Source organism: Roseateles sp. FW305-36 (genome assembly GCF_058787015.1).
In genome coordinates this window covers 123,399-147,682 of record NZ_JBYSZK010000003.1, presented here as the reverse complement: position 1 = coordinate 147,682, position 24,284 = coordinate 123,399, and the positions used below count along the sequence as shown (strand labels likewise).

Sequence of the window (24,284 nt, the reverse complement as noted above, 5' to 3'; positions counted from 1 at the left end):
AGGCCGCTGCTAGACTGCCCCGAAACCACAATCCGGTCATCCGCTCAATCAGCCTTACCCTTTGGAACAACGCCTGCCCGCCAACCACCTGATCGATGCCCAAGCGCTCGTTCTGGACCAGGCCCTGCAATTGCTGCAGCAGGCCGGCGCGTTGCTTCCGGACGAGGCACCGATGAGTGCTGCCTGGCTGCAGGCGGTGCTGGACGCGTTGTGCGACCTCTCCAGCAAGGACGCGCTGACCGGACTGGTCAACCGCCGCAGCTTCGAGATGGCCCTGGCGCGTGAAGTCGACCGCGTGGCCCGCTCCGGCGAGGCCGCCCTCTTGCTGATGCTGGACATCGACCACTTCAAGGCCGTCAACGACACCCATGGCCATGGCGCCGGCGACCAGGTCATCCGTGCCGTCGCGCGAGCCGTCGAGCAGACCGTCAGGCCCATGGACCTCGTCGCCCGCGTGGGTGGCGAGGAGTTCGCCATCATCCTGCCCAACTGCGCCTCGCACGTCGGCCTGGCCGTCGCCGAGCGCGTGCGTGAGCGGGTGTCCGAACTCGCCATCGAAGTCGGCCCCGGTCAGATGCTCAGCGTCTCCGTCAGCCTCGGTGGTGCCTTCGCGCCGCAATGGGTGCGTTCGTCGCCGCTGCTGTGGACGGAGCGGGCCGACCGCCAGCTCTACCGCGCCAAGGCCGAAGGCCGCAACCGCGCCTGCCTAGAACCCCAGATCGATTCCCTGGTCAGCGCCGAAGAAAAGGGCATGTTGTTCGCCTCCCTGAATCTCGAAACGCAACAGGACACGCCATGAGCACGACTACCGATCCTGCTGCTCCAACCCCACCGCCGCAGCGTCCCGCGCGCAGCGGCGGTGCCCGCACCCTCGCCGTCACCAGCGGCAAGGGCGGCGTCGGCAAGACCTTCGTCACCGCCAACCTCGCCGCGGCCCTGGCCGCGCGTGGCCAGAAGGTGCTGGTGCTGGACGCCGACCTCGGCCTCGCCAACCTCGACGTGGTGCTGAACCTGCACCCCAAGCTGACCCTGCACGACGTCTTCACCGAGAAGGCCACGCTGGAGCAGGCCATCCTGCCCGCGCCCGGTGGCTTTTCCGTGCTGCTGGCCGGTTCGGGCATGGTCGAGTATTCGCGGCTGACGCCCGAGGTGCGCGACAAGCTGCTGCACATCATCGACCTCGTCAAGCCGCGCTTCGACTGGGTGCTGCTGGACACCGGCGCCGGCATTTCCGACGTCGTGCTGTTCGCGATCTCGCTGGCCACCGACGTCCTCGTCGTCGCCACGCCCGAGCCGACTTCGCTGACCGATGCCTACGCCACCATCAAGGTGCTGGCCACGCAGCAGGAGCGCCGCCAGGTGGGCCTGCTCGTCAACCAGGCCAACCGCGTCGGTGAGGGCAAGCTGATCTGTAGCCAGCTGCAGCAGGTGCTGCAGCGCTTCGTCGGCCCGACGCCGGGCCAAAACTTCCGCCTGGAGCTCTACGGCGAGGTCAAGGCCGACCAGGCCGTGCGCCAAGCCGTGCTGAAGCGTCAGCTGATGCTCGAACATTACCCGGGCTGCGACGCGGCCCAGGCCATCAAGGCCCTCGCCTCCAAACTTCTTGGCTGATCCGACACCCGCGACCGCTTTCGAGTGGGCTGGCGGCGAAGCGCGCGTGCGCGAACTCGTCGACCGCTTCTACGACCTGATGGACCTGGAGCCGGCCTATGCGCGGTTGCGCGCGGCGCATGGCGACACGCTGGAGTCGGCGCGCGACAAGCTGTTCTGGTTTTTGTGCGGCTGGCTGGGTGGTCCCGACCACTACATCAGCCGCTTCGGCCATCCGCGCCTGAGGGCGCGTCACCTGCCTTTTCGCATCGGCATCGCCGAACGCGACGAGTGGCTGGCCTGCATGGGCCAGGCCATGCAGGAAACCGGGGTCGACCCGGCCCTGCAGGCCCGGCTGGCCGAATCCTTTGCGGGAACGGCCGACTGGATGCGCAACGTCTAGGGCGGCGGCCCTCAGTCGATGCGGAACGCGAATTCCTGCTGGAAGGTCGCGTCGCCCTGGCACTGGTAGCCGGCGAGGGCGGATTCCACCGAGCGCTGCAGTGAGCGCTTGGTCTTGCTGTCCAGCGCCCCCTGCGCCACGCGGAAATCGCTGCCGACCACGCGGCCGCCGCGCACCGTGGCAATCACCTGCAGCACGGCTTCGCCGGCCCAGTTGACGGTCGGGACGTCGGGCCTAGGCATCACGGAACAGACGGCGCCAGGCAACTGCACCTGCGTCCTGTTGACGGTTGGCTGCGGCGGAGCGACGGTGGGCGTGGTCGGACCGGGCGTGGTGGGAACGGGATCGCCGCGCAGCGTCGTGATGCCGCCGGTAGGCGGGTCCTGAGGGGGCGTGATGTCGATGATCGGCGGCTGCACCAAGGGCACCTGAGGATCATGCATCGTCGGCTCCTTGGCGCGCACGACGGGCGGTGGCGGCGGCTCGCGAACGATGTCGGGCGGCAGCGGCTTGAACGTGGTGGCTTCCGGCGGCTTGGGCGGTGTCTTCACCAGCCCCAAACTCAGGGCAGAGATTGCCGCGACGTGGATGGCGACGACCAGACCGATGCCGACATAGCTCTTGGGCTGGGGCGCACGATCAGAAGAAAAGACAAGGGACATGGGCTCTCTCCTCGTTGGGCTGGGAAACCGGATGTCGCGCTGATGGCGGCTTGAGCCCAGACTACTCCGGGCTAACCGCGCTGGTCAATGGCGCCTGCACTACCCGTCAGCCTCGTGTCGGCCGCGCGACGCGGCAGGCCGGTGTTATTCACGCGTCAGCCATGCGTCAGGCCGTTCCGCTGAGCAGCACGATGAGAGCGCCGGCACCACCGTCGCTGGCGCGCGCCTGCACGAAGGCCAGCACTTCGTTCTTCTGCACCAGCCAGCGCCGCACCCGGCCCTTGAGCACCGGCTCGCGGCCCGGCGAGCCGTGGCCCTTGCCGTGCACGACGCGCACGCAGCGCAGGCCGCGCCGGGCGCTGTCATGGACGAAGAGGCCCAGCGCCTCCCGGGCCGCGTCGCGGCGCAGGCCGTGCAGGTCGAGCTGGGCCTGCAGGGCCCAATGGCCGCGGCGCAGCTTGCGCACCACTTCCAGGCTGATGCCTTCGCGGCGAAAGCTCAGCGTCTCGTCGGTGTCCAGCAGGGTGTCGACGTCGATCTCGTCCGACAGGGCCTGCAGCAGCACGGCGCGTTCGTCGGCCTCGCGCTGGCGCGGCTCGGGAGCAGGTTGCTCGAGGGCATGGACAAAGCGGCCGTTGCTGCGCAGCGGCGTCACGGGGCCGACGGTCAATTCGAAGACGCGTCTTTCCTGCTCGGCCAGCCGCACGGCCGCCGCGACGCGCTCGCGCTCGATTTCGGCCGCCAGTCGTGCCGCCGCCATCTCCCGGGCCAGCGGCTTCAGGTCGGCCAGGCTGCGCACCGTTTTCGTCACAGCAGGCCTCGTTCGGCAAAGGACACGACCTCGCCGGCGCCAACGACGAAATGGTCGACGACGCGCACGTCCACCAGGGCCAGGGCCTGGCTGAGCTGCTTCGTCAGCAATTCGTCGGAGCGCGAGGGTTCGGCGACGCCGCTGGGGTGGTTGTGCGCCAGGATGGCCGACCCGGCGCCCAGGGCCAGGGCGCGCTTGACGACCTCGCGCGGGTGCACGGTCGTGGAGGTCAACGAGCCCTGGAACAGCGTCTCCATCGCGATCAGGCGCAGCTGGGCGTCCAGAAAGAGGACGGCAAACACCTCGTGGCCCAGGCCGCCCAGGTGCAGGCGCAGATAGGTTTTCACCGTCTCGACATCGCTCATGGCCGGCTTTTCGGCCAGTTGCTGGTTCAGCGAGCGGCGCGCGATCTCCAGCACGGCGGCGATCTCGGCGCGCTTGGCCGGGCCCAGGCCCTTGACCTTGCCGAGGTCCTGCACGCTGGCTGCCAGCAGCCCCGCCCAGCCGCCAAACCGGTCCAGCAGGCTCTGGGCCAACTGCAGCACCGGCATGCCTTTGAGGCCGGTGCGCAGCAGCAGGGCCAGCAGTTCGGCGTCCGCCAGCGCCTGCGGGCCGCGGGCAAGCAGCTTCTCGCGCGGGCGGGCGTCCGGGGGCAGATGGGTCAACGACATAAAATCGCGCCCAGTCTAGCCAAGCGTTTCTCTCCCTCGCATGAACCCCATCCAGGCCGGGTCCTTTCTGACCCTGCATTACCGGCTCTCGGGCCCGGACGGCGCCGACATCGTCAACACCTTTGACGACAAGCCCGCCACCCTGTCCTTGGGGCTGGGCCAGCTGTCGCCCGCCATCGAGGCGCGCCTCATCGGCCTGCCCGAGGGCGCCCACGAGCGCTTCGAGCTGGCGCCCGGCGAGGCCTTCGGTGACCGCAACCCCGAACTGCTGCAGCGCGTGAAGCTCACGTTGCTGCGCCAGCTGGGTGATCCCGACGAGGTCTACAACGTTGGCGACGTCGTGCAGTTCCCGGGCCCGGACGGGCAGGGCGGCTATGCCGGCGTGGTGCGCGAGCTGGGCGATGAGGCCCTGCTGTTCGACTTCAACCACCCTCTCGCGGGCCAGCCGGTCAGCTTCGAGGTGCAGGTGATCGGGGTGCTGTGATGGAGGCGAAAGTGCAACCCCAGGAAGTGCTGCTGGCTGAGCCGCGCGGCTTCTGTGCCGGCGTGGACCGCGCCATCGAGATCGTCGAGCGTGCCCTCGTCAAGTTCGGCGCCCCCATCTATGTGCGCCACGAGATCGTCCACAACACCTATGTCGTCAACGACTTGAAGTCGCGGGGCGCCATCTTCATCGAGGACCTGGCCGAGGTGCCGGCCGGCGCCACCCTGGTGTTCAGCGCTCACGGCGTCAGCCAGGAAGTGCGCCGCGAGGCCCAGGCGCGCGGCTTCCAGGTCTTCGATGCGACCTGCCCGCTGGTGACCAAGGTCCACGTCGAGGTGGCCAAGCTGCACCGCGAGGGCTATGAGTTCATCATGATCGGCCACAAGGGCCACCCCGAGGTCGAAGGCACCATGGGCCAACTGTCCGAGGGCATTTTCCTGGTGGAAGACGTCGAGGACGTGGCCCAGGTGCAGGTCAAGGACGGCGCCAAGCTGGCCGTCGTCACGCAGACGACGCTGAGCGTGGACGACGCCGCCGACATCCTGGCCGAAGTGAAGCGCGTCTTCCCGCAGGTGCGCGAGCCCAAGCAGCAGGACATCTGCTACGCGACGCAAAACCGCCAGGACGCCGTCAAGGTGATGGCGCCCCAGGTCGACGTCGTCATCGTCGTCGGCAGCCCCACCAGCTCCAACAGCAACCGTCTGCGTGAGCTGGCCGAGCGCCTCGGCACGCCGGGCTATATGGTCGACGCTGCCGAGGACCTCCAACCCGAATGGCTGGAAGGCCGCCCGCGCGTGGGCCTGACGGCGGGTGCCTCGGCGCCCGACGTGCTGGTGCAGGCCGTCATCGACCGCCTGCGCGAATTCGGTGCGACGACGGTGCGCAGCTTGCCGGGCGTCGAGGAGCACGTGCGCTTCCCGCTGCCCATGGGCCTGGGCGACAAGTCCATGGCCGAGGTGAGTTCCTCACGATCTTGAAGACGGCGCATCGCACTCCGGCGGCGCCTGACATCGGCGCCGCTTTCGCATTCGAATATTGAAGGACACCCATGCTCGACATCACCCAACTGCGCAAGGAGCTCGACACCGTCATCGAGCGCCTGAACGCACGCAAGAACCCCCAGCCCTTCCTCGACATCGATCGCTTCAAGGCCTTCGAGGCCGAGCGCAAGGGCGTGCAGACCCGCACCGAGGAACTGCAGGCCCGCCGCAATGCGCTGTCCAAGCAGATCGGCATGGCCAAGGGCAAGGGCGAAGACGCCTCGGCCCTGATGGCCGAAGTGGGCGGCATCGCCGATGAACTCAAGGCCGGCGGCGAGCGCCTGGAAGCCATCCAGGTCGAGCTCAACCACATGCTGATGAGCGTGCCCAACCTGCCCGACGCCGCCGTGCCGACCGGCGCCGACGAGACGGGCAACGTCGAAGTGCGCCGTTGGGGCACGCCGAAGTCCTTCGACTTCGAGGTCAAGGACCATGTCGACCTCGGCGCCCCGCTGGGCCTGGACTTCGAGACCGGCGCCAAGCTGTCGGGCTCGCGCTTCAGCTTCCTGCGCGGTCCCGTCGCCCGCCTGCACCGCGCCCTCGCCCAGTTCATGCTCGACGTGCAGACGACCGAGCATGGCTATACCGAGTGCTACACGCCCTACATCGTCAACCGCGAGATCCTCGAGGGCACGGGCCAGCTGCCCAAGTTCAAGGAAGACATGTTTTGGGTGCTGCGCGGCGGTGACGACGAGCAGGCCGAGCAATACCTGATCTCGACCTCGGAAATCTCGCTGACCAACACCGTGCGCGACAGCGTGCTCAAGGCCGAGGACCTGCCCGTCAAGCTCACGGCCCACAGCCCCTGCTTCCGCTCGGAGGCCGGCTCGGCCGGCCGCGACACGCGCGGCATGATCCGCCAGCACCAGTTCGACAAGGTCGAGATGGTGCGCGTCGAGCAGCCCGAGAACAGCATGGCCGCACTCGAAGAGATGACCGGCCACGCCGAAGCCATCCTGCAGAAGCTGAACCTGCCGTACCGCACCATGCTGCTGTGCAGCGGCGACATGGGCTTCGGTGCCGTGAAGACCTATGACCTCGAGGTCTGGCTGCCGGCGCAGAACACCTATCGCGAGATCAGCTCCTGCTCGAACATGGGCGCCTTCCAGGCCCGCCGCATGCAGGCGCGCTTCAAGAACGCCCAGGGCAAGAACGAGCTGGTGCACACGCTGAACGGCTCGGGCCTGGCGGTGGGACGCACTCTCGTGGCCGTCCTTGAGAACTGCCAGAACGCCGACGGCAGCATCACCGTGCCGGAGGCGCTGCGCTCCTACATGGGCGGAGTGGAAGTCCTGCGCGGCTGATTTCTGCAGTGGGAGCGAAAAACCTGCATATAATGCAAGGCTTCGCTCCACATGCGGCACCGAATCAGGAGAGGTGGCAGAGTGGTCGAATGTACCTGACTCGAAATCAGGCGTACGGTATCCCCGTACCGTGGGTTCGAATCCCACCCTCTCCGCCAAGACAAGCCCACCGGCCACCCGGTGGGCTTTTTCTTTGGGCGCTCAGCGCTGCTGCTGGAGTTGAACGCCGACCGTCACGGCTTGCGCGTTCTTGTTCGTCCACATCCAGCAATGCGCCGGCTCGGCGTCGAAGGCCTGCAGGCCCTGGGCCCGTTCGGCCTGCTCCAGCCGTGCCGGGTAGACGACGTTCTTGCCCTGGTGGACATGAATGTTGAAGTGCAGGGGCGTCTTGGCCTCGAAGGACCATTGCACGCGACTGCCGCGAGGCAGCTTGCCGCAAACCTCGAGGAGCTCCTTGGGCGCCAGCGTCGCCGTGTGCGCGAAACCGCCCTCGGGCGACCAGGCGATGTCCACCATTTGAGGCGCGGCCATGGCGGAGCCGGCGGTGGCGGCAAGCAGGGTGATCAGCGTCATCTTCATGGTGTTCCCTTCAGTGTCCGTGATGACCCTGCGGCTTGCGGACTTGCACTTCGACATTGGCCGCTGGCGGTGCGGCACCCGGCGCCACCGGTGCGGGCGGCGCATCGCCGACCTCGCGAGCCAGCGTGCCCGCCGGATGCTGGAACCAGCCCGGATCGCCGTAGTCCCCGCGCTTGAGCCCGCGCCTGACCTTGAGCGTGCTGAACATGCCGCCCATGGCGATGGCGCCGAAGGGACCTTCGCCCGCCATCATGGGCGCGGTGTTTTCCGGCCCGGGCATGCTCATCTCCGTCATCTCGTGCATGCCGCTGTGGCCCATGGCCATATAGCCGGGCACCAGCTTGCGGATCTTGTCCTCCAGGTCGCTGGCATCCACGCCCAGCATGGTCGGCACGTTGTGGCCCATGGCATTCATCGTGTGATGGGCCTTGTGGCAGTGGAAGGCCCAGTCGCCTTCCTCGTCGGCGACGAACTCGAGCTGGCGCATCTGGCCCACGGCGACGTCGGTCGTCACCTCGGGCCAGCGCGCCGTGCGCGGCACCGGGCCGCCATCGGTGCCGGTGACCGTGAACTCATGGCCGTGGATGTGCATGGGGTGGTTGGTCATCGTCAGGTTGCCGACGCGGATGCGCACCCGGTCGCCCTGGCGCGCCACCAGCGGCGCGATGCCCGGGAAGATGCGGCTGTTCCAGCTCCACAGGTTGAAGTCCAGCATGGTCATGACCTTGGGTGTCGCGCTGCCGGGCTCGATGTCGTAGGCGTTCAGCAGGAAGGCGTAGTCGCGGTCGACCTCGTCGATGTGCGGGTGTTTGGCCTTCGGGTGCGTGATCCACAGACCCATCATGCCCATCGCCATCTGCACCATCTCGTCGGCATGCGGGTGGTACATGAAGGTGCCGGGGCGGCGGGCGACGAACTCATAGACCCAGGTCTTGCCCGGCGGAATCGCCGGCTGGGTCAGGCCGCTCACGCCGTCCATGCCGTTGGGCAGGCGCTGGCCGTGCCAGTGCATGCTGGTGGCTTCGGGCAGGCGGTTGGTCACGTAGATGCGCACGCGATCGCCCTCGACGACCTCGATGGTCGGGCCAGGACTCTGGCCGTTGTAGCCCCACAGCCGCGCGGTAAAGCCCGGCGCCATCTCACGCACGACGGGTTCGGCGACGAGGTGGAACTCCTTGACGCCGGCATTCATGCGCCAGGGCGCCGTCCAGCCGTTCAGCGTGACGACGGGGTTGTAGGGCCGGCCAGTGGGCGGCACGAGGGGCGCCTGGGTGTCGGGCGAGGTCTGGATGACGGGCTCGGGCAGGGCCGCGAGAGCCACGGTGGACACCGCGGCCAGCGAAGTGCCGGCGAGGAGGGAGCGTCGATTGAGCATGGATCGGTCCTCGGGATTCAGTGGGCAGCCGCCGTGGCGGCGGGCGCGTTGGCGGCCTGCGGCAACGCGGGTGTGACGCGACCGACGAGGGCCTGGTCGAGGTCGGCCTGGGCGATCCAGAAGTCGCGCAGTGCCTCCTGTCCGGCCGCGACGGTGGAGACCTGGTCGCGTGCATCGGCGAGCAGCTCGAAGACGCCGATCAGCATGGCGTTGTAGCGCAGCAGCTGTTCGCTCGAGACGCGCTTTGCGAGGGGCAGCAGCTCGTCGCGATGCTGGCGCGCCATGTCGAAGGCGCTTCGGTAGAGGCCATAGGCTTCGCGGGCCTCGGAGCGGGCCTGGATGGCCGTGTCGGCCGCGACATGCGCGGCTTCGCGAGCCAGAGCTTCGGCCCTGGTTTGCTGTCCGGAGCCGAACAGCGGCAGCTCCAGCGCCACCTCCCAGCCGCGCTGTGTGGGCTGTTCGTTGGAGCTGTTGCGCACCGTGCCCAGCTCCATCATGGAGACCCAGCGTGTCGTACGGGCGAGGTCGAGCTGACGCGCAGACTGCTCCAGGGCCAGGCGCGCAGCCTGCACGTCCAGGCGCTGGTTCAGGGCCTGGGTCTCGACATCGCCCACTTCACGCGGGGTGGCCGGCAGCTCGGGCAGATGCTCGGGCAGGCGCAGCGCGCTGCCGTTCTCCAGGCTGAGCAGACGCACAAGGCGTTCGCGTGCCGCCAGACGTTGCGCCTGCGCGCGCGCGAGGGCCAGCCGCGCCTCGGCCTCGAAGCCCTGCTCGCGGGCGCGAGCCAGGGCGTTGAAGTTGCCGACGGCCTGCATGCGCTTGGCCAGTTCGGCGCCAGCCTCGGCGGCTTCCAGCACCTGGCGGCGATAGGCCAGAGCCTCGTCGGCGGCGACGGCGCGCACCCAGGCGCGGCGGGTGTCCGCGGCCAGGGCCAGCACGTCGGCGGCGGCCTGGGCCTGCTCGGCCTGCAGGCGGCGCTGCTCGGCGCTGCGCACCAGGGGCAGGGTCAGCAGCCGGGCGAGGTCGACATGCCAGCCGCGCTCCAGCTCGACCTCGCTGCCGCGCGTCAGGCGGCTGAAGCGAAAGCCCGGGTTGGGCAGGCGGCCGGCCTCGGCCACTTCGGCGGCGGTGACACCCAGGCGTGCAAGCCGGGCCTGCAGCGCGCGGTTGTTCTGAAGAGCCAGCTGCACGGCGGCATCGGTCGTCAGCGGCTCGCGCAGGCGGGCGGCGATGTCCTCGGCCGAGGGCTGGGTGGTGGAAAGCGGCTGCCGGCTCAGCTGCGCGACGGGCGCGACGGGCGCGACGGCGTCGGGCGGCGTGCTGGCGCAGCCCACAAGCGCGGCCGCCAGCAGGGTGAGCCCGCAAACGCGGGCTGAAATCAGGATGGGCATGCAAGGCCTCTCGGGCGGTGCAGGAAGAAAACACCCGCCGCGCGGCATGGCGGCGGGAACAGCGACAAGGAGAGGCTAGGCCCTGGGAGGCGGGTCGGGCAGGGGCGGCACGATGCCGGCCCAGGCTTCAGCCGGCGCATCGGCCACGCGCGTGGCGGGCGCAGGCACGGCTGCATCGAGTGCCAGCACCGGTGGCGGCGCCGCGGTCAGGCAGCAGGGCGCGCAGAGCTTGCAAGGCTTGGCCGCGTGATCGTGGACATCGCCGCCGTGCTGGGCGTGGTGCTCATGGCCGGCATGCTGCTCTTGTGCGGGCTGCGGCATCGGCTCGCAGCCCAGCTGTCCAGCCGCCAGCAGGCTGCGCAGCGGCAGCAGCACAAGCAGCAGGCAGAGGACGAGGCGATGCATGGCCGGCACTGTACTACCCGTGCTGCTGGCGCCAACTGCGCGGGGACAAACCGTCATGCCGCTGGGCGAACAGCCGGCTCAGCGCCGAGGCGTTGGCGTAGCCGAGTGCCGCGGCCAGGGTCTTCAAGGGCTTGCCGGCGCGCAGCTCGGCGCGGGCAATGGCCAGGCGCCAGTCGGCCAGGTAGTCGGCCGGCGTCCGGCCCAGGGCGTCGCGGAAGGCCTCGGCAAAGCGGCTGCGCGACATGCCGGCCTCCTCTGCCATGCCGGCCAGGCTCCAGGCCTCGCCCGGGCGGGCATGCAGGGCCGTCAGCGCGCGGGCCAGGCGCGGGTCGGCCAGGCCGCGCATCAGGCCCAGTGGGAGGGCGGCGTCCTGCTGGTCCAGCATCCAGCGCAGCAGTTGCAGCAGCAGCACCTCGAAGAGCCGGTCCGCCAGCAGGCGCTGGCCGCAGCGCACCCGCTCGGCCTCGCCGAACAGCAGGCCCAGCGTGGCGGCAATGCCCTCCACCTGCTCCAGCGGCAGCACGACCAGCGGCGGCAGGGCCTGCACGAGGGGATGACCGGCCTCGAAATCCAGCGTCGCGCAGACGAAGTCCGAGCCCTCGGTCGGCGCGTTGTGGAAATCGTGCGCCAGTGGCCGCGGGTAGAAGACCAGGCTGGGCTCGCGCACCCACAGGCGCTCGACCAGGCCGGTCGCGCCGGCATGCCGCACCTCCATCTCGCCGTTGCGCATCACATGCAGAAAGCCGCGGCTGGGCTGGGCGTCGAAATGGGTCACGCCACACAGCGGCCCGGCATGGAAGAGGCTGGCACGCACGCGAAAGCGCTCGAACAGCGGGCTCAGTCTATCCAGTGGTGGGGTTGGGTTCACGGGACGATTGGGTTGATTTGATGGATTGAATGATACCTATCGACCCGCGTTGACCGCGACAGTGGAGGCCTTCCTCCACTGCAACCGAAAGGTGTATTCCATGAACGCCCGAGTCCCCCTCGTCTCCGCCACCGACACCCCTGCCGCCAGCCGCGCGACCCTGGATGCCGTCCACGGCGCCTTTGGTGCCACGCCGAACATGTTCCGCGCCGTCGCCAATTCGCCGGCCGCGCTGAACGCCATGTGGGCCTTCTTCGGTGCCCTGGGTGGCGGCGCCGTCCCGGCCAAGCTGGGCGAGCAGATCGCCGTCGCCGTGGCCGACCGCAATGGCTGCGAGTACTGCCTGGCCGCGCACACGGCCCTGGGCCGCAAGGCCGGCGCCACGCCAGCCGAGATGAGCGCCGCCCAGGCCGGCGAAGCCGCCGACCCGGCGACGGCCGCGGCCCTGCGCTTCGCGCTGAAGCTGGTCGAGCAGCGCGGCCAGGTCGGCGATGCCGATGTCGCAGCTCTGCGCGCCGCCGGCTTTGGCGATGGCCAGATCGTCGAGATCCTGGCCCATGTGGCGCTCAACCTGTTCACCAACTATGTGAACGTCGCCTTCGCCGTGCCGGTGGATTTCCCCGGCGTGAAGCTGCGCGCAGCGGCCTGATCGGGAGGCGATGATGGCGCCCATGAAGACCGCTCTCGCTCTGCGTCATCTCGCCTTCGAAGACCTCGGCCTCATCGAGCCGCTGCTGGTGATGCGCGGCTTCGAGGTCCGCTATCACGAGGCCGGTGTCGACGACTTCGCGGTCGTCGACCTCGACGCCGTCGATCTGCTCGTCGTGCTCGGCGGGCCGATCAGCGTCGAGGACGAGGAGCGCTTTCCCTGGCTGATCGACGAGGTCGCGTTGATCCGTCAGCGCCTGGACTCGCAGCGGCCGCTGCTCGGCATCTGCCTGGGCTCCCAGCTGATGGCGCGGGCGCTCGGCGCCCGGGTCAAGCCCATGGGCGTCAAGGAGATCGGCTTCTCGCCGCTGACGCTGACGGCGGCGGGGCAGGGCACGGCCTTGGCGGAGCTGGGCAGCCAGCCCGTGCTTCACTGGCACGGCGATCAGTTCGAGTTGCCGGTCGGCATGGCCCCGCTGGCCGCCACGGCCCTCTGTCCGCACCAGGCCTTCGCGCCTCATGCCAAGGCCCTGGGCCTGCAGTTCCACCCGGAAGTCGATCCGGCCCGCTTCGAGCAATGGCTGATCGGCCATATCGACGAGCTGGAACACGCCGGCATCGCGCCAAGCGAGCTGCGCGCTGCCATGGCGAGCGAAGCGGAAGGCTTGAAAGCCGCCCTCGGGCGGCTGATGCAGCGCTGGTTAGACCAGACCCTGCTTTGAGGCCAGCACGGCCGCTTCGGCGCGGCTGGACACATTGAGCTTCTTGTAGATTGACTTGATGTGGTCGTTGACGGTGAACCACTTGATGCCCATCAGGTTCGCGATCTCCTTGATCGTGAAGCCCTTGCTCAGATAGGTCAGCACTTCGCTCTCGCGCGGCGTCAGGCGCTCCCACTCGGGCGGCGGGTCCAGGGCCACGCCGCGGCTGTTGGCGAAGGGCGCGTGCGAGGTCGACAGGGCGCCGAAGCCCGAGTTCAGCGGCATGGTGCCGCTGTCGCTTTGCGACGGGCGGAAGTGGGACAGCAGGCGGCGCGCGATGGCCGGCGACAGCGGGGGCTGGCCGCGCACGATGCGCTGCAGTTCTTCCACCAGCACCTCGAAGCGGTCTTCCTTCAGCAGATAGCCGTCGGCGCCGCATTGCAGGGCGGGGAAGAGGTGGTCGTCATCGGAGTACAGCGTCGTGACGATCTTGATGGCGGTCGAGCCGGTCAGCTCGGTCAGGAACTCCATGCCGTTGCCGTCCGGCAGTTCCAGGTCGACCAGGATGAGCTTGAAGCCGACCTCGCCATTGCTTCCGGACAGCTTGGCCACCTGGCGGCGCGCGTTCTCCAGATCGCCGACCTCGGTGATCTCCATGGCGTCGCTGAAGCTCTCTCGCACCACGCGGCACAGAAAGCTGCGGGCGACGGGGTTGTCTTCGATGATGAGAACTTTGACGGTCATGGGCAACTGCTGTCGATTCGACCGACAGGAATGTAGCGCACAGACCCATGAAAACCCGGACCTGCCGGCCTGTACCAAGCCCCCGTTTCAGGGTTCATCAATTGGTAAGAACTAACTTGCCCACCACTTCGCGGGCCGCCATGCGGGCGAAGGCGGTGGGCAATTCCTCCATGGGCAGCACGCGGTCCAGCACCGGCTTGATCTTGCCGGCGGCGTACCAGGCGGCCAGTTCGCCCAGCATGCGGGCGTTGTTGCCGGGCTCGCGCTTGGCGAATTCGCCCCAGAACACGCCCACCAGCGATGCACCCTTGAGCAGGGCCAGATTCAGCGGCAGGGCTGGGATCTGGCCCTGGGCGAAGCCGATGACCAGATAGCGGCCGCGCCAGGCGATGGAGCGGAAAGCAGCTTCGGACAAGTCCCCGCCGACCGGGTCGTAGATGACGTCGGGGCCCTTGCCCTCGGTCAGGGCCTTCAGCTCGTCGCGCAGGTTCTGCGTCGCGTAGTTGATGGCCGCATCGGCGCCCAGGGCCTTGCAGGCCTCGCATTTGGCGTCGCTGCCGGCAGCGGCGATGACGCGCGCGCCCGCAGCCTTGGCGATCTGGATGGCCGCCGTGCCGACGCCGCCGGCCGCGCCCAGCACCAGCACGGTCTCGCCTGCCTTCAGCGCGGCGCGGTCCATCAGCGCGTGGTGGCTGGTGGCATAGGTGCAGATGAAGGCCGCGGCGTCCTCGAAACTGAAACCGTCGGGCAGGGGCATGGCCAGCATGGCTGGGATGCAGACCTCGGTCGCGAAGCCACCCAGGCCGCCAAAAGCCGCGACACGTTGTCCGACCTTGAAGCCCTTCACGCCGTCGCCCACCTCGGTGACCACGCCCGAGAACTCCGTGCCCGGCACGAAGGGCAGGGGGGGCTTCATCTGGTATTTGTTCTGCACGATGAGCAGGTCAGGAAAGTTCAGGCTGGCGGCCTTGATCTCCACGCGCAGCTGGCCGGCGGCCAGGGCGGGGGCGGGCAGTTCGCGCCATTGCAGCGCCTCGACGCCCACCGGGTTCTCGCACAGCCATGCCTTCATCGTTGTCTCCAGATTTCGGGAAACGGCCATGATAGGAATCAAGGTGGTTACACCCGGTCTCGCAGGTGACGTCCTCCCTACAATTGCGTCCCATGCGAATCCTGATTTCCAACGACGACGGCTACCTCGCGCCGGGCCTGGCGGCCCTGGTCAAGGCCTGTGAAGGCCTGGGCGAGATCGACGTCATCGCTCCCGAGCAGAACGCCAGCGGCACCTCCAACTCGCTGACGCTGAACCGCCCGCTGAATGTCTACCGCGCCGCCAACGGTTTCCGCTATGTCAGCGGCACGCCTTCGGATGGTGTCCACCTCGCACTGAGCGGACTGCTGGGCTACAAGCCCGACCTGGTGCTCTCGGGCATCAACAACGGCGCCAACATGGGCGACGACACCCTGTATTCCGGCACCGTCGCCGCTGCCACCGAGGGCTATCTCTTCGGCATCCCGTCCATCGCCTTCTCGCAGGCCGAGAAGGGCTGGGGCGAGCTGGAGGCCGCGGCCCGCACGGCGCGCAGCGTCGTCGAGCAGGTGATTGCCGGCGGCCTGGGCCAGGGCTTTCTGCTCAACGTCAACATCCCCAACCGGGCCGATGCCGACAAGCTGCCGCGCAAGATCACGCGCCTGGGTCGTCGCCACTCCGCCGAGGCCATCATCGAGCAGATCAATCCGCGCGGCGAGACCATCTACTGGATCGGCCCGGCGGGCGACGCCCGCGACGCCGGCGAAGGCACGGACTTCCACGCCACCGCCAACGGCCAGGTCTCCATCACGCCGCTGCAGGTCGACCTGACCGAGCATGCCTCTCTCGGTGCCTGGGGCCAGCGCCTCGGTCTCTGAATGGCCACGTCCACGCCCAAGCGCTTTCCCGCCAGCCTGAAGTCGGCCGCGGCGCCGCAGCGCGAGCTGCTGATGCCGCAGCGCCATCTGCACCAGGCCACGCGCGACGCGGCCCGGCTGGCTCGCCCCAGCGGCACGGGCCTGGACAGCGGTGCTGTGCGCCAGCGCATGGTCGACCGGCTGCGCGCCGAAGGAAAGTTCGACGAGCATGTGCTGGCGGCCATGGCTTCGGTGCCGCGCCATGAGTTCGTGGACAGCGCGCTGGCGGCGCAGGCCTACGAGGACACGGCCCTGCCCATCGGCCATGGCCAGACCATCTCCAAGCCCTCGGTCGTAGCCCACATGCTGGGTCTGCTGATGGCCGGCGTCGGCACGCGCCAGCGTGGATCGCTGGGCCGCGTGCTGGAGATCGGCACCGGTTGCGGCTACCAGGCTGCCGTCATCGCCATGCTGGCGCGCCACGTCACGTCCATCGAGCGCGTGCAGGGCCTGCATGACAAGGCCAAGCTCAATCTGCAGCGCGTCGGCCTGCCGCGCCCTCATTCGACATTGCGCCTCATCTGGGGCGACGGTCGCCTGGGCCATGCGGCCAACGGCCCCTTCGATTGCATCATCGCGGCGGCGGGCGGCGAGGACATTCCGGCCGCCTGGACCGAGCAACTGGCCCCCGGCGGACGCCTCATCGCACCGACGGCGGCCAGCGGCCGCGGCCAGGTGCTGGTGGTGCTGGATCATGTCGTCGAAGCCGGTCTCAGCCGCTGGGCGCGCAGCGAACATGAGGCCGTGCTCTTCGTCCCCCTAAAATCCGGCGTCCTCTGACGGGGCCGTCGGCGCACCGCGCCACACAATCAGGTCGGCCTCCCAACGTGCGTTAACCCCACGATGCCTTCAAGCCTGCGCCTTTTATTCACTGCCATCGCCACCTCGCTGCTGCTGAGCGCCTGCGGCGTCACGCCGCGTCACCCCGCGCCGGTCGAGGACCGCAACCCGCAGCCCGCGACGGCGGCAGCGGTGCCCGCGCCCGCGGCATCAGCGGCCTCCGCGCCCGACGCCAAGCCGCCGCTGCCTGGCGCCGAGAACGCCGGCAAACCGGGCTACTACACCGTCAAGCCCGGCGATGCGCTGATCCGCATCGCGCTGGACAACGGCCAGAGCTGGCGGGATGTCGCGAAGTGGAACAACCTCGAGAACCCCAACCGCATCGAGGTCGGCCAGGTGCTGCGCGTCGTGCCGCCGGGCGTCGACCCCAGCGCGGTGACGGCCAAGCCCATAGTCAACACGGCCAAGGCCGAGACCCGTCCACTGGACGCGAAGCCGCCTGCGGCTGCTGCCAGCGCGGCTTCGGCGCCGGCAACCACCAGCGCGCCCACGGCGGCTGCGTCTGAGGACGACAGCATGGCCTGGGGCTGGCCCGTCGTCCAGCCGATCAGCGCCGGTTTCAACGAGCAAAGCAACAAGGGCCTGGACTTTGCGGGCAAGCCGGGCGATCCCGTGTTCGCCGTCGCCGATGGTCGCGTTGTTTACGCTGGTTCGGGCTTGCGCGGCTACGGCAACTTGGTCATCATCAAGCACAACAACACCTACCTGACGGCGTATGCCCACAACCGGGCCATGCTGGTCGAGCAGGACCAAGTCGTACGCAAAGGTCAGAGGATTGCCGAGATGGGTTCCACCGAGAGCGACAGCGTCAAGTTGCACTTCGAAGTGCGCAAGCTCGGCAAGCCCGTCGATCCTGCCAAGCTGTTGCCGGCGCGCTGAGAAAGCCGCCCCAGCGAACCCTCACGCATCACGCCAGTGACCACGCCATGAAACGTGATGCGCCCAAACTCAACGGTCACGGCAGCCATGGCAGCGAGCCTGGCGTGATGCTGTCGGCCCTGAATGGCAACGGCAGTGGCGGCGATACCGAGCCTGCTGCCGAAGCCGGCGAAGACGATGCCCAGGTGCTGCGCAGCAGCAACGACGATGTCGAACTGGGCAATGCGCTGCAGGCTTATCTGCGCGACATCCGGCGCACGCCGCTGTTGACGCCGCAACAGGAATTCGACACGGCACAGGCCGCGCGCGCGGGTGATTTCGGTGCGCGCCAGGCCATGATCGAGCACAACCTGCGCCTGGTCGTCAGCATCGCCAAGAACTATCTCGGCCGCGGCCTGCCGATGAGCGATCTCATCGAAGAGGGCAACCTCGGCCTGATGCATGCCATCAGCAAGTTCGAGCCCGAGCGAGGTTTCCGGTTCTCGACCTATTCGAGCTGGTGGATTCGCCAGAGCATCGAGCGGGCGCTGATGCACCAGGCCCGCCTGGTGCGGCTGCCGGTGCACATCGTGCGCGAGCTCAACCAGGTGCTGAAGGCCCGCCGCGCGCTGGAGGCGCTGCAGAGCGCGCAAGGCGCCGAAGGGCGTGTGCGCGCCGAGGATGTCGCCCAGGCGCTGGGTCGTCCGGTCGACGAGGTGGCCGAGCTGCTGGCCTATGCCGAGCTGCCGAGTTCGCTGGATTCGCCGGTGGATCGCAACGGCGAGGGCGGCGAGTCCATGCTCGATCTGGTCGCCGACGAGCAGGCCATCGACCCCATGGGCCTGCGCCTGTCGCACGAGGTCGAGGAACTGCTGCAGCACGGCCTTGCCAGCCTGAACGACCGCGAGCGCGAGGTGCTGTCGGGCCGTTACGGCCTGTCGGACCGCGAGCCCGAGACCCTGGACGTGCTGGCCATCCGCCTGAAGCTGACACGCGAGCGCATCCGCCAGATCCAGATCGAGGCGCTGGCCAAGTTGAAGCGCAACATGATGCGCCACGGCGTGGACCGGGACTCGATCTTCTGAGCCCCTCGCCCAGCCTTGCTCCGGCTGAACGCCGGCAAGCCTGGTCGGTCCCCCGAGGGGACGGCGATGCTTGCGGCATCGAGCCGCAAGCACATCGCCAAAGCGGGCCGGCTCGGGAGCGGCCCAGCGCTCGGCCCGGAAATCAGGGGTCCACCAGCCTCCTCCGATAATCGGGGGATGACTCAGACAACGGATTGGCTCAAGGTCGAAAGCATCGAACTTGAGGCGCAGGGCGTGGCGCACAACGCCGAGGGCAAGGTGGTCTTCATCGACGGCGCGCTGCCGGGCGAAGTGGTGAAGGCGCAGATCTCGCGCCGCAAGAACAACTGGGAACAGGGCCAGCTCACCGAGATCAAGAAGGAAAGCCCGCTGCGCGTGACGCCGGGCTGCCCCCATTTCGGCCTGCATGCGGGTGCCTGCGGCGGCTGCAAGATGCAGCATCTGCAGGCCGGTGCCCAGGTGGCCGTCAAGCAGCGCGTGGTGGAAGACCAGCTCTGGCATCTCGGCAAGGTCAAGCCCGAGGTGCTTCTGCGCCCCATCGAAGGACCGACCTGGGGCTATCGCTACCGGGCGCGCTTCTCGGTGCGCTATGTGCAGAAGAAGGGCGTGGTGCTGATCGGCTTTCACGAGCGCAAGAGCCGCTATGTGGCCGATATGCAGGTCTGCAAGGTCGTGCCCAAAGTCGTCAGCGACCTGCTGATGCCGATGCGCGAGCTGATCTCCAGCATGGCCGAGCGCGACCGCCTGCCGCAGATCGAGCTGGCCATGGGCGACGAGGTCATCGCCCTGGTGCTGCGTCATCTGAATCCGCTGCCGGACGGCGACATCGCCCTGCTGCGCGAATTTGCCGCCAAACACGGCGTGCAGTGGTGGCTGCAGCCCAAGGGGCCGGACACGGTCAAGCTGCTGGACGAGGGCGGCCCTGAGCTGGCGTACGCGCTGCCCGAGTTCGGCATCCGCATGCCCTTCAAGCCGACCGACTTCACCCAGGTCAATCCGCACATCAATGCCAGCCTGGTGGGCCGCGCGCTGCGGCTGCTGGCGGTGCAGAAGGACGAGCGCGTCATCGACTGGTTCTGCGGCCTGGGCAACTTCACGCTGCCGCTGGCTACGCAGGCGCGCGAGGTGCTGGGCATCGAGGGCAGCGAAACCCTGGTGCAGCGTTCGCGCGAGAACGCCCAGGCCAATGGCCTGGCCCACAAGACCAGCTTCGTGGCGCGCAACCTGTTCGAGATGACGCCCGAACTGCTGGCCCTGGACGGCACGGCCGACCGCTGGCTGATCGACCCGCCGCGCGAGGGCGCCTTTGCGCTGGCCAAGGCCGTGGCGGACATCGCCCAGGATCCGTCCCTGGCCCCGGGCTGGACGCCCCCGAAGCGCATCGTCTACGTCAGCTGCAACCCGGCAACGCTGGCGCGGGATGCGGGCCTGCTGGTCAATGTGGCCGGCTATCGCTGCACGGCGGCCAGCGCGGTGAACATGTTCCCGCACACCGCCCACGTCGAAAGCATTGCGGTCTTTGACCGCAGTGCTTCAGAGTAGGGTCATATCGCCTCGGCGATGTGAGCCGGAACTTGAGCATCGCCGTCTTCGAGCGCCGATCGCCCCGCCCGAAACGGTTTAGTAAACGAAATCCGGCCTGCCGCGTCGCGGCGGGCCGGATTTTTTGCTTGGATGTCTTGGTGTTAGTCCGGAATCGTTGGCGGCTTGATGTCGACAAAATGAGTAAACAAGAATGTTTAGTTCGTTTGGAGACAAGAGATGCGAAACCCACTCCCGCGCCTTCTTGGCGTTGCCTGCCTGGCCCTGGGCCTGACCTCCGCCGCATTCGCGCAAGGCGCGCCTCTGCCCCAGCTCGCGCTGAAGCGTGGCGTCAATGTGATCGGCTATGACCCCTTGTGGAGCGATCCGGCCAAGGCGCGCTTCCAGACGCGGCATATGCAGGCCATCCGCGACGGCGGCTTCGACCATGTGCGCATGAATCTGCATGCCTTCGAGCACATGGATGCCGAGGGCCGGCTGTCGGCCGACTGGCTGAAGACGCTGGACGAGATGACGGCCGCGGCGCTGAACGCCGGCCTGCAGGTCATCCTCGACCAGCACAACTTCAACGACTGCGCCAAGGAGATCGACAAGTGCCGCGCGCGGCTCAAGGCCTTCTGGCGCCAGATCGCGCCGCGCTACAAGGACGCGCCGGATGCCGTGCTGTTCGAGATCCTGAACGAGCCCAATGGCGCGGCCGATGCGGTCTGGAACGACATGCTGGCCGAGAACCTGGCCGTCATCCGCGAGACCAATCCCAGGCGCCGTGTCGTCGTCGGCCCCAAGTTCTGGAACTCGCTGGACCAACTGGACAGCCTCAAGCTGCCCGAGGCGGACCGCAACCTGGTCGTGACCTTCCACTACTACACGCCGATGGAGTTCACCCACCAGGGCGCGTCGTGGACGCCGCAGTTCCAGAAGCTGTCCGGCGTGACCTGGGGCACCGCGGCCGAGCAGGACAAGCTCAAGCAGGACTTCGACCGCGTCAAGGCCTGGGCCCAACGCAGCGGGCGGCCCATCCTGCTGGGTGAGTTCGGCGCGCTGGAGACGGCCGGCATGGCCCAGCGTGCAGCCTGGACGGCAGCGGTGGCCCGCACGGCTGAAGCGCGCGGCTTCGGCTGGAGCTACTGGCAGTTCGATTCCGACTTCGTCGTCTGGGACATGAAGGCCGACGGCTGGGTCAAGCCCATCCTCAGCGCCCTGGTGCCTGTTCCCGGTGCGGCCCAGCCAGTGGCGCGTAGCAGCGACCCGGCGCTGGATCACCTCATCAATTCGGCCAAGGCCAGCGCCTGGTCGGTTTATGGCGAGGGCCAGTCCACCCAGCAGGTGCCGTGCGAAGCATCGGGCAAGACCTGTCTGCGCGTCGACCTGCAGGGCAAGCGCGCCAACCCCTGGGACAACGGCGTCATCGCGCCCATCACGGCCGACATCCGCAAGGGCGACAAGCTGCAGGTGCTGGTCTGGATGCGCCTGGACACCGAAGACGCCAAGGCCAAGGTCGACGTGCCGCTGTCGCTGCAGCTGAATGCCGCGCCCTACACGGCCCTGGTGTCGGGCACGGTGACGCTGACCAACAAGCTCGAGCCCGTCATGCTGAACGGCACGGCCCAGGAGAACCAGGCTGCGGGCACGGTGATGCTGTCGGCGCACGTGGGCAAGGTCGGCCAGCCCATCATCGTCAGTGCGCCCTTCGTGCTGCGCAACTACACGCCGGGCAAGTGAACTGACGCAGCAAAAGAAAAGGCGGCCCGCGGGCCGCCTTTGTCTTGTGTGGAAGGGGGCTCAGTCGCGATCGCCGCCAAAGATGCCCAGCAGGGACAGCAGGCTCTGGAACACGTTGTAGATGTCCAGGTAGATGTGCAGGGTCGCGGTGATGTAGTTGGTCTCGCCGCCGTCGATGACGCGCTTGACGTCGTAGAGCATGAAGGCCGAGAACACGCCCAGCATCAGCACCAGCACGGTCAGCAGCAGCGCCGACGAATGCAGGAAGAAGGTGGCGATGCAGCCGAAGAAGACGACCCACGCACCGACCGCCAGGAACTTGCCCATGGCCGACAGGTCGCGCTTGATGACGCTGGCCAGCGTGGCCATCGTGAAGAACACCGCGGCAGTGCCGCCGAAGGCCGTCATGACCAGGGATGCGCCGTTCTTGAAGCCGAGTACCAGGCCGATCAGGCGCGACAGCATCAGGCCCATGAAGAAGGTGAAGGCCAGCAGGGCGGCAACGCCGGTGGCGCTGTCCTTGGTCTTCTCGACCACGAACATCAGGCCGAAGGCGCCGACGAAGAAGATGATGGCGCTCGTGCCCGGGGCCATCGTGGCGAACATGCCGGTCGCGACACCGATCCACGCGCCCACCACCGTCGGCACCAGGGACAGCGCCAGCAGCCAGTAGGTGTTGCGCAGCACGCGCTGGCGGTCGGCGGCAAGGCTGCCGTCGGCGTAGCCGTAGGAGGTTTGCAGACTGTCGTTCATGACGAGAAGCTCCGGGGACGAATTGACCGCGGGAATTCTAGGGCCCCGCCAGGCGGCTACATTGGGGGCCAATCCCTTGAAATCAAGACCATGAAACAGCAAGCCCAACTCGAACTCGCCGACGTCAAGCGCATCGCCGCCGCTGCCGAGGCGCATGCCCTCAGCAAGGGCTGGGCGGTGTCCATCGCCATCGTCGACGCCGGTGGCCATCTTTTGTGGCTGCAGCGCCTGGATGGCGCCTCGCCCAGTTCGGCCCTGTTCGCACCGGCCAAGGCCCACACCTCGGCGCTGGGCCGGCGTGAATCCAAGATCTACGAGGACATGATCAACGGCGGCCGCCAGTCCTTCCTCAGCGTGCCCGGCATGCACGGCATGCTCGAAGGCGGCGTGCCCATCCTCGTCGACGGCCAGTGCGTGGGTGCGGTGGGCATCAGCGGCGTCAAGTCCGTTGAAGACGCGGAAATCGCCAAGGCCGGTATTGCCGCCCTCTGAAGCGGCACTTTGAGGCGTCACGAAGCCGTCGCGAGGTGGTCACGAAGCCTCCGTACTAACCCCAGTCGGCTATACTCGATGGGTTTACCTGAACCCACCTGCTGCCCGGCGAAAACCTCTTCGGTTTCCTCAAGTTGATCCGCTCCTGAATCAGTTCAGGCGGGTTGATGCTGGGCACGCGCCCCACTTGCGGAGACTTTCGTGCTGGCTGACCTGCTCCATCCCCCTCAAGCAATCCTGGCTCTGGCGGATGGGACGGTGTTCCGAGGCCAATCCATTGGCGCGACGGGCCAGACCGTCGGTGAAGTGGTGTTCAACACCGCGCTGACCGGCTACCAGGAAATCCTGACCGACCCCAGCTACTGCAAGCAGATCGTCACGCTGACGTATCCGCACATCGGCAGCTATGGCATCAGCGAGCAAGACGTCGAGGCCGGCAAGGTCTTCGCCGCCGGCCTGGTCATCAAGGACCTGCCGATCCGCGCGTCCAATTTCCGCTCCGGCAAGACGCTGGACGCCTATCTGCGCGAGCAGGGCACGGTCGGCATCGCCGGCCTGGACACGCGCCGCCTGACGCGCGTGCTGCGGACGAAGGGCGCCCAGAACGGCTGCATCCTGGCCCTGGCCGCCGGCGAAGCGGTCACGCAAGCCCATATCGACGCAGCCGTCGCCGCTGCCAAGCTTGCACCGTCGATGGCGGGCCTGGACCTGGCCAAGGTCGTCAGCCGCACCGAGAACGAAACCTGGACGCAGACCGAGTGGAAGCTCGGCAGCGGCTACGGCACCCAGACCGCGCCCAAGTTCCACGTCGTCGCCTACGACTTCGGCGTCAAGAGCAACATCCTGCGCATGCTGGCCGAGCGCGGCTGCAAGGTCACCATCGTGCCCGCGCAAACGCCCGCCAGCGCGGTCTTCGACCTGGAGCCGGACGGCGTCTTCCTGTCCAACGGCCCCGGCGACCCGGAACCCTGCGACTACGCCATCAAGGCCACGGCCCAGCTGATCGAGTCCGGCATTCCCGTCTTCGGTATCTGCCTGGGCCACCAGATCCTGGCGCTGGCCTCGGGTGCCAAGACCTTCAAGATGAAGTTCGGCCACCACGGCGCCAACCACCCGGTCAAGGACCTCGACAGCGGCCGCGTCGGCATCACCAGCCAGAACCACGGCTTCGCGGTCGACCCCGAGACGCTGCCGGCCAACCTGCGCGCCACCCACATCAGCCTCTTCGACGGCACGCTGCAGGGCATCGCCCGCACCGACAAGCCGGCCTTCAGCTTCCAGGGCCACCCGGAAGCCAGCCCCGGCCCGCATGACATCGCCTACCTGTTCGACCGTTTCATTGGCCTGATGTCCAAGTCCTGAGGAGGGC

27 protein-coding genes and 1 tRNA gene are annotated in these 24,284 nt (G+C 68.1%); 17 read left to right on the top strand and 11 right to left on the bottom strand.

The genetic code is table 11. The annotated features are described in order from the left end of the window. Positions 1 to 61: 61 nt before the first annotated feature. Genes AC3WOE_RS07405 through AC3WOE_RS07395 form a run of 3 tightly spaced genes read left to right on the top strand, consistent with a single transcriptional unit; the run spans position 62 to position 1,993 of the window. On the top strand, positions 62 to 799 hold the full coding sequence (locus tag AC3WOE_RS07405) for a GGDEF domain-containing protein (RefSeq protein WP_492689398.1): 738 nt from the start codon (positions 62 to 64) through the stop codon (positions 797 to 799). Beyond that, positions 796 to 1,611, top strand: coding sequence for a MinD/ParA family protein (locus AC3WOE_RS07400; RefSeq protein WP_492689397.1), 816 nt, complete (start codon positions 796 to 798; stop codon positions 1,609 to 1,611). Before AC3WOE_RS07405 ends, AC3WOE_RS07400 begins: the two co-directional genes overlap by 4 nt. Continuing rightward, on the top strand, positions 1,604 to 1,993 hold the full coding sequence (locus AC3WOE_RS07395) for a group II truncated hemoglobin (protein WP_492689396.1): 390 nt from the start codon (positions 1,604 to 1,606) through the stop codon (positions 1,991 to 1,993). Before AC3WOE_RS07400 ends, AC3WOE_RS07395 begins: the two co-directional genes overlap by 8 nt. A gap of 11 nt (positions 1,994 to 2,004) precedes the next feature. On the opposite strand, the gene AC3WOE_RS07390 is transcribed toward AC3WOE_RS07395, so the two are convergent. The 3 genes from AC3WOE_RS07390 to radC all read right to left on the bottom strand — a co-directional run bounded on the left by AC3WOE_RS07390 (position 2,005) and on the right by radC (position 4,137). Further along, positions 2,005 to 2,655 carry a hypothetical protein gene (locus AC3WOE_RS07390; protein WP_492689395.1) on the bottom strand — a complete coding sequence of 217 codons (651 nt, stop codon included), beginning with the start codon at positions 2,653 to 2,655 and terminating at the stop codon, positions 2,005 to 2,007. Between the two features lie 166 nt (positions 2,656 to 2,821). Continuing rightward, positions 2,822 to 3,466 (bottom strand): Smr/MutS family protein, encoded by a 645-nt coding sequence (locus AC3WOE_RS07385; protein WP_492689394.1) that lies wholly within the window; start codon positions 3,464 to 3,466, stop codon positions 2,822 to 2,824. Continuing rightward, positions 3,463 to 4,137, bottom strand: coding sequence for a RadC family protein (gene radC / locus AC3WOE_RS07380; protein WP_492689393.1), 675 nt, complete (start codon positions 4,135 to 4,137; stop codon positions 3,463 to 3,465). Before radC ends, AC3WOE_RS07385 begins: the two co-directional genes overlap by 4 nt. Positions 4,138 to 4,177: 40 nt before the next feature. Here radC and AC3WOE_RS07375 point away from each other — a divergent pair, with 40 nt between their 5' ends. The 4 genes from AC3WOE_RS07375 to AC3WOE_RS07360 all read left to right on the top strand — a co-directional run bounded on the left by AC3WOE_RS07375 (position 4,178) and on the right by AC3WOE_RS07360 (position 7,123). Further along, entirely contained in the window at positions 4,178 to 4,621 is a 444-nt protein-coding gene (locus AC3WOE_RS07375; protein ID WP_492689392.1) for an FKBP-type peptidyl-prolyl cis-trans isomerase, read from the top strand. 11 nt (positions 4,622 to 4,632) lie between these two features. After that, positions 4,633 to 5,598, top strand: a complete 966-nt coding sequence (gene ispH, locus AC3WOE_RS07370) for a 4-hydroxy-3-methylbut-2-enyl diphosphate reductase (RefSeq protein WP_492689391.1) — start codon at positions 4,633 to 4,635, stop codon at positions 5,596 to 5,598. 71 nt (positions 5,599 to 5,669) lie between these two features. Further along, positions 5,670 to 6,965, top strand: coding sequence for a serine--tRNA ligase (gene serS, locus AC3WOE_RS07365; protein WP_492689390.1), 1,296 nt, complete (start codon positions 5,670 to 5,672; stop codon positions 6,963 to 6,965). 67 nt (positions 6,966 to 7,032) lie between these two features. Further along, positions 7,033 to 7,123 (top strand) — tRNA-Ser (locus AC3WOE_RS07360). A gap of 43 nt (positions 7,124 to 7,166) precedes the next feature. On the opposite strand, the gene AC3WOE_RS07355 is transcribed toward AC3WOE_RS07360, so the two are convergent. The 5 genes from AC3WOE_RS07355 to AC3WOE_RS07335 form a co-directional block, all read right to left on the bottom strand. Beyond that, on the bottom strand, positions 7,167 to 7,544 hold the full coding sequence (locus AC3WOE_RS07355) for a hypothetical protein (RefSeq protein WP_492689389.1): 378 nt from the start codon (positions 7,542 to 7,544) through the stop codon (positions 7,167 to 7,169). Positions 7,545 to 7,554: 10 nt separating this feature from the next. Beyond that, positions 7,555 to 8,919, bottom strand: coding sequence for a multicopper oxidase family protein (locus tag AC3WOE_RS07350; protein ID WP_492689388.1), 1,365 nt, complete (start codon positions 8,917 to 8,919; stop codon positions 7,555 to 7,557). 17 nt (positions 8,920 to 8,936) lie between these two features. Further along, complete coding sequence (locus tag AC3WOE_RS07345; protein WP_492689387.1) at positions 8,937 to 10,310, bottom strand: TolC family protein; 1,374 nt, start codon at positions 10,308 to 10,310, stop codon at positions 8,937 to 8,939. A gap of 75 nt (positions 10,311 to 10,385) precedes the next feature. After that, complete coding sequence (locus AC3WOE_RS07340; protein WP_492689386.1) at positions 10,386 to 10,715, bottom strand: hypothetical protein; 330 nt, start codon at positions 10,713 to 10,715, stop codon at positions 10,386 to 10,388. Between the two features lie 13 nt (positions 10,716 to 10,728). After that, positions 10,729 to 11,583: an AraC family transcriptional regulator gene (locus AC3WOE_RS07335; protein ID WP_492689385.1), complete on the bottom strand. Its 855-nt coding sequence runs from the start codon at positions 11,581 to 11,583 to the stop codon at positions 10,729 to 10,731. Between the two features lie 100 nt (positions 11,584 to 11,683). On the opposite strand from AC3WOE_RS07335, the gene AC3WOE_RS07330 reads away from it, so the two are divergent. Continuing rightward, a complete protein-coding gene (locus tag AC3WOE_RS07330) occupies positions 11,684 to 12,232 on the top strand; it encodes a carboxymuconolactone decarboxylase family protein (RefSeq protein ID WP_492689384.1) in 549 nt (182 codons plus the stop codon). Between the two features lie 22 nt (positions 12,233 to 12,254). Continuing rightward, a complete protein-coding gene (locus AC3WOE_RS07325; RefSeq protein ID WP_492689383.1) occupies positions 12,255 to 12,953 on the top strand; it encodes a glutamine amidotransferase in 699 nt (232 codons plus the stop codon). On the opposite strand, the gene AC3WOE_RS07320 is transcribed toward AC3WOE_RS07325, so the two are convergent. Both AC3WOE_RS07320 and AC3WOE_RS07315 read right to left on the bottom strand, forming a co-directional pair. Further along, a complete protein-coding gene (locus AC3WOE_RS07320; RefSeq protein WP_492689382.1) occupies positions 12,933 to 13,676 on the bottom strand; it encodes a LuxR C-terminal-related transcriptional regulator in 744 nt (247 codons plus the stop codon). The two genes, AC3WOE_RS07325 and AC3WOE_RS07320, sit on opposite strands and share 21 nt — an antisense overlap. Positions 13,677 to 13,773: 97 nt before the next feature. Next, positions 13,774 to 14,748, bottom strand: a complete 975-nt coding sequence (locus AC3WOE_RS07315) for an NADPH:quinone oxidoreductase family protein (protein ID WP_492689381.1) — start codon at positions 14,746 to 14,748, stop codon at positions 13,774 to 13,776. A gap of 92 nt (positions 14,749 to 14,840) precedes the next feature. On the opposite strand from AC3WOE_RS07315, the gene surE reads away from it, so the two are divergent. From surE to AC3WOE_RS07285, 6 genes are all read left to right on the top strand, one after another. Then, positions 14,841 to 15,584 (top strand): 5'/3'-nucleotidase SurE, encoded by a 744-nt coding sequence (surE, locus tag AC3WOE_RS07310; protein ID WP_492689379.1) that lies wholly within the window; start codon positions 14,841 to 14,843, stop codon positions 15,582 to 15,584. Continuing rightward, the gene (locus AC3WOE_RS07305; protein WP_492689378.1) at positions 15,585 to 16,403 is read left to right on the top strand and encodes a protein-L-isoaspartate(D-aspartate) O-methyltransferase; all 819 of its coding nucleotides are present in this window, start codon (positions 15,585 to 15,587) and stop codon (positions 16,401 to 16,403) included. It begins immediately after the preceding gene. Positions 16,404 to 16,466: 63 nt separating this feature from the next. Further along, entirely contained in the window at positions 16,467 to 17,342 is an 876-nt protein-coding gene (locus AC3WOE_RS07300) for a peptidoglycan DD-metalloendopeptidase family protein (RefSeq protein ID WP_492689377.1), read from the top strand. Between the two features lie 47 nt (positions 17,343 to 17,389). Beyond that, positions 17,390 to 18,406: an RNA polymerase sigma factor RpoS gene (rpoS, locus tag AC3WOE_RS07295; RefSeq protein WP_492689376.1), complete on the top strand. Its 1,017-nt coding sequence runs from the start codon at positions 17,390 to 17,392 to the stop codon at positions 18,404 to 18,406. Positions 18,407 to 18,583: 177 nt separating this feature from the next. After that, complete coding sequence (gene rlmD, locus AC3WOE_RS07290; RefSeq protein WP_492689374.1) at positions 18,584 to 19,948, top strand: 23S rRNA (uracil(1939)-C(5))-methyltransferase RlmD; 1,365 nt, start codon at positions 18,584 to 18,586, stop codon at positions 19,946 to 19,948. A 219-nt stretch (positions 19,949 to 20,167) separates the two neighbouring features. Then, positions 20,168 to 21,670, top strand: a complete 1,503-nt coding sequence (locus AC3WOE_RS07285) for a glycoside hydrolase family 5 protein (protein ID WP_492689373.1) — start codon at positions 20,168 to 20,170, stop codon at positions 21,668 to 21,670. Positions 21,671 to 21,730: 60 nt separating this feature from the next. Here the strand turns inward: AC3WOE_RS07285 and AC3WOE_RS07280 are convergent, their stop codons facing one another. Next, positions 21,731 to 22,423 carry a Bax inhibitor-1/YccA family protein gene (locus tag AC3WOE_RS07280; protein WP_492689372.1) on the bottom strand — a complete coding sequence of 231 codons (693 nt, stop codon included), beginning with the start codon at positions 22,421 to 22,423 and terminating at the stop codon, positions 21,731 to 21,733. A 90-nt stretch (positions 22,424 to 22,513) separates the two neighbouring features. Between AC3WOE_RS07280 and AC3WOE_RS07275 the strand changes: the two genes are divergently transcribed. Together AC3WOE_RS07275 and carA are read left to right on the top strand one after the other, a co-directional pair. Then, positions 22,514 to 22,915, top strand: coding sequence for a GlcG/HbpS family heme-binding protein (locus AC3WOE_RS07275; protein WP_492689370.1), 402 nt, complete (start codon positions 22,514 to 22,516; stop codon positions 22,913 to 22,915). 201 nt (positions 22,916 to 23,116) lie between these two features. Next, on the top strand, positions 23,117 to 24,277 hold the full coding sequence (gene carA / locus AC3WOE_RS07270; protein ID WP_492689369.1) for a glutamine-hydrolyzing carbamoyl-phosphate synthase small subunit: 1,161 nt from the start codon (positions 23,117 to 23,119) through the stop codon (positions 24,275 to 24,277). Positions 24,278 to 24,284 lie beyond the last annotated feature (7 nt).

What these genes read in the sequence shown, in the direction of transcription:
- AC3WOE_RS07400 (WP_492689397.1), top strand. Translation starts at nt 796, where the DNA reads ATGAGCACGACTACCGATCCTGCTGCTCCAACCCCACCGCCGCAGCGT.
- AC3WOE_RS07390 (WP_492689395.1), bottom strand. Translation starts at nt 2,655, where the DNA reads ATGTCCCTTGTCTTTTCTTCTGATCGTGCGCCCCAGCCCAAGAGCTAT.
- radC (WP_492689393.1), bottom strand. Translation starts at nt 4,137, where the DNA reads ATGTCGTTGACCCATCTGCCCCCGGACGCCCGCCCGCGCGAGAAGCTG.
- AC3WOE_RS07375 (WP_492689392.1), top strand. Translation starts at nt 4,178, where the DNA reads ATGAACCCCATCCAGGCCGGGTCCTTTCTGACCCTGCATTACCGGCTC.
- serS (WP_492689390.1), top strand. Translation starts at nt 5,670, where the DNA reads ATGCTCGACATCACCCAACTGCGCAAGGAGCTCGACACCGTCATCGAG.
- AC3WOE_RS07355 (WP_492689389.1), bottom strand. Translation starts at nt 7,544, where the DNA reads ATGAAGATGACGCTGATCACCCTGCTTGCCGCCACCGCCGGCTCCGCC.
- AC3WOE_RS07350 (WP_492689388.1), bottom strand. Translation starts at nt 8,919, where the DNA reads ATGCTCAATCGACGCTCCCTCCTCGCCGGCACTTCGCTGGCCGCGGTG.
- AC3WOE_RS07345 (WP_492689387.1), bottom strand. Translation starts at nt 10,310, where the DNA reads ATGCCCATCCTGATTTCAGCCCGCGTTTGCGGGCTCACCCTGCTGGCG.
- AC3WOE_RS07340 (WP_492689386.1), bottom strand. Translation starts at nt 10,715, where the DNA reads ATGCATCGCCTCGTCCTCTGCCTGCTGCTTGTGCTGCTGCCGCTGCGC.
- AC3WOE_RS07330 (WP_492689384.1), top strand. Translation starts at nt 11,684, where the DNA reads ATGAACGCCCGAGTCCCCCTCGTCTCCGCCACCGACACCCCTGCCGCC.
- AC3WOE_RS07325 (WP_492689383.1), top strand. Translation starts at nt 12,255, where the DNA reads ATGAAGACCGCTCTCGCTCTGCGTCATCTCGCCTTCGAAGACCTCGGC.
- AC3WOE_RS07320 (WP_492689382.1), bottom strand. Translation starts at nt 13,676, where the DNA reads ATGACCGTCAAAGTTCTCATCATCGAAGACAACCCCGTCGCCCGCAGC.
- AC3WOE_RS07315 (WP_492689381.1), bottom strand. Translation starts at nt 14,748, where the DNA reads ATGAAGGCATGGCTGTGCGAGAACCCGGTGGGCGTCGAGGCGCTGCAA.
- surE (WP_492689379.1), top strand. Translation starts at nt 14,841, where the DNA reads ATGCGAATCCTGATTTCCAACGACGACGGCTACCTCGCGCCGGGCCTG.
- AC3WOE_RS07305 (WP_492689378.1), top strand. Translation starts at nt 15,585, where the DNA reads ATGGCCACGTCCACGCCCAAGCGCTTTCCCGCCAGCCTGAAGTCGGCC.
- AC3WOE_RS07300 (WP_492689377.1), top strand. Translation starts at nt 16,467, where the DNA reads ATGCCTTCAAGCCTGCGCCTTTTATTCACTGCCATCGCCACCTCGCTG.
- rpoS (WP_492689376.1), top strand. Translation starts at nt 17,390, where the DNA reads ATGAAACGTGATGCGCCCAAACTCAACGGTCACGGCAGCCATGGCAGC.
- rlmD (WP_492689374.1), top strand. Translation starts at nt 18,584, where the DNA reads ATGACTCAGACAACGGATTGGCTCAAGGTCGAAAGCATCGAACTTGAG.
- AC3WOE_RS07285 (WP_492689373.1), top strand. Translation starts at nt 20,168, where the DNA reads ATGCGAAACCCACTCCCGCGCCTTCTTGGCGTTGCCTGCCTGGCCCTG.
- AC3WOE_RS07280 (WP_492689372.1), bottom strand. Translation starts at nt 22,423, where the DNA reads ATGAACGACAGTCTGCAAACCTCCTACGGCTACGCCGACGGCAGCCTT.
- AC3WOE_RS07275 (WP_492689370.1), top strand. Translation starts at nt 22,514, where the DNA reads ATGAAACAGCAAGCCCAACTCGAACTCGCCGACGTCAAGCGCATCGCC.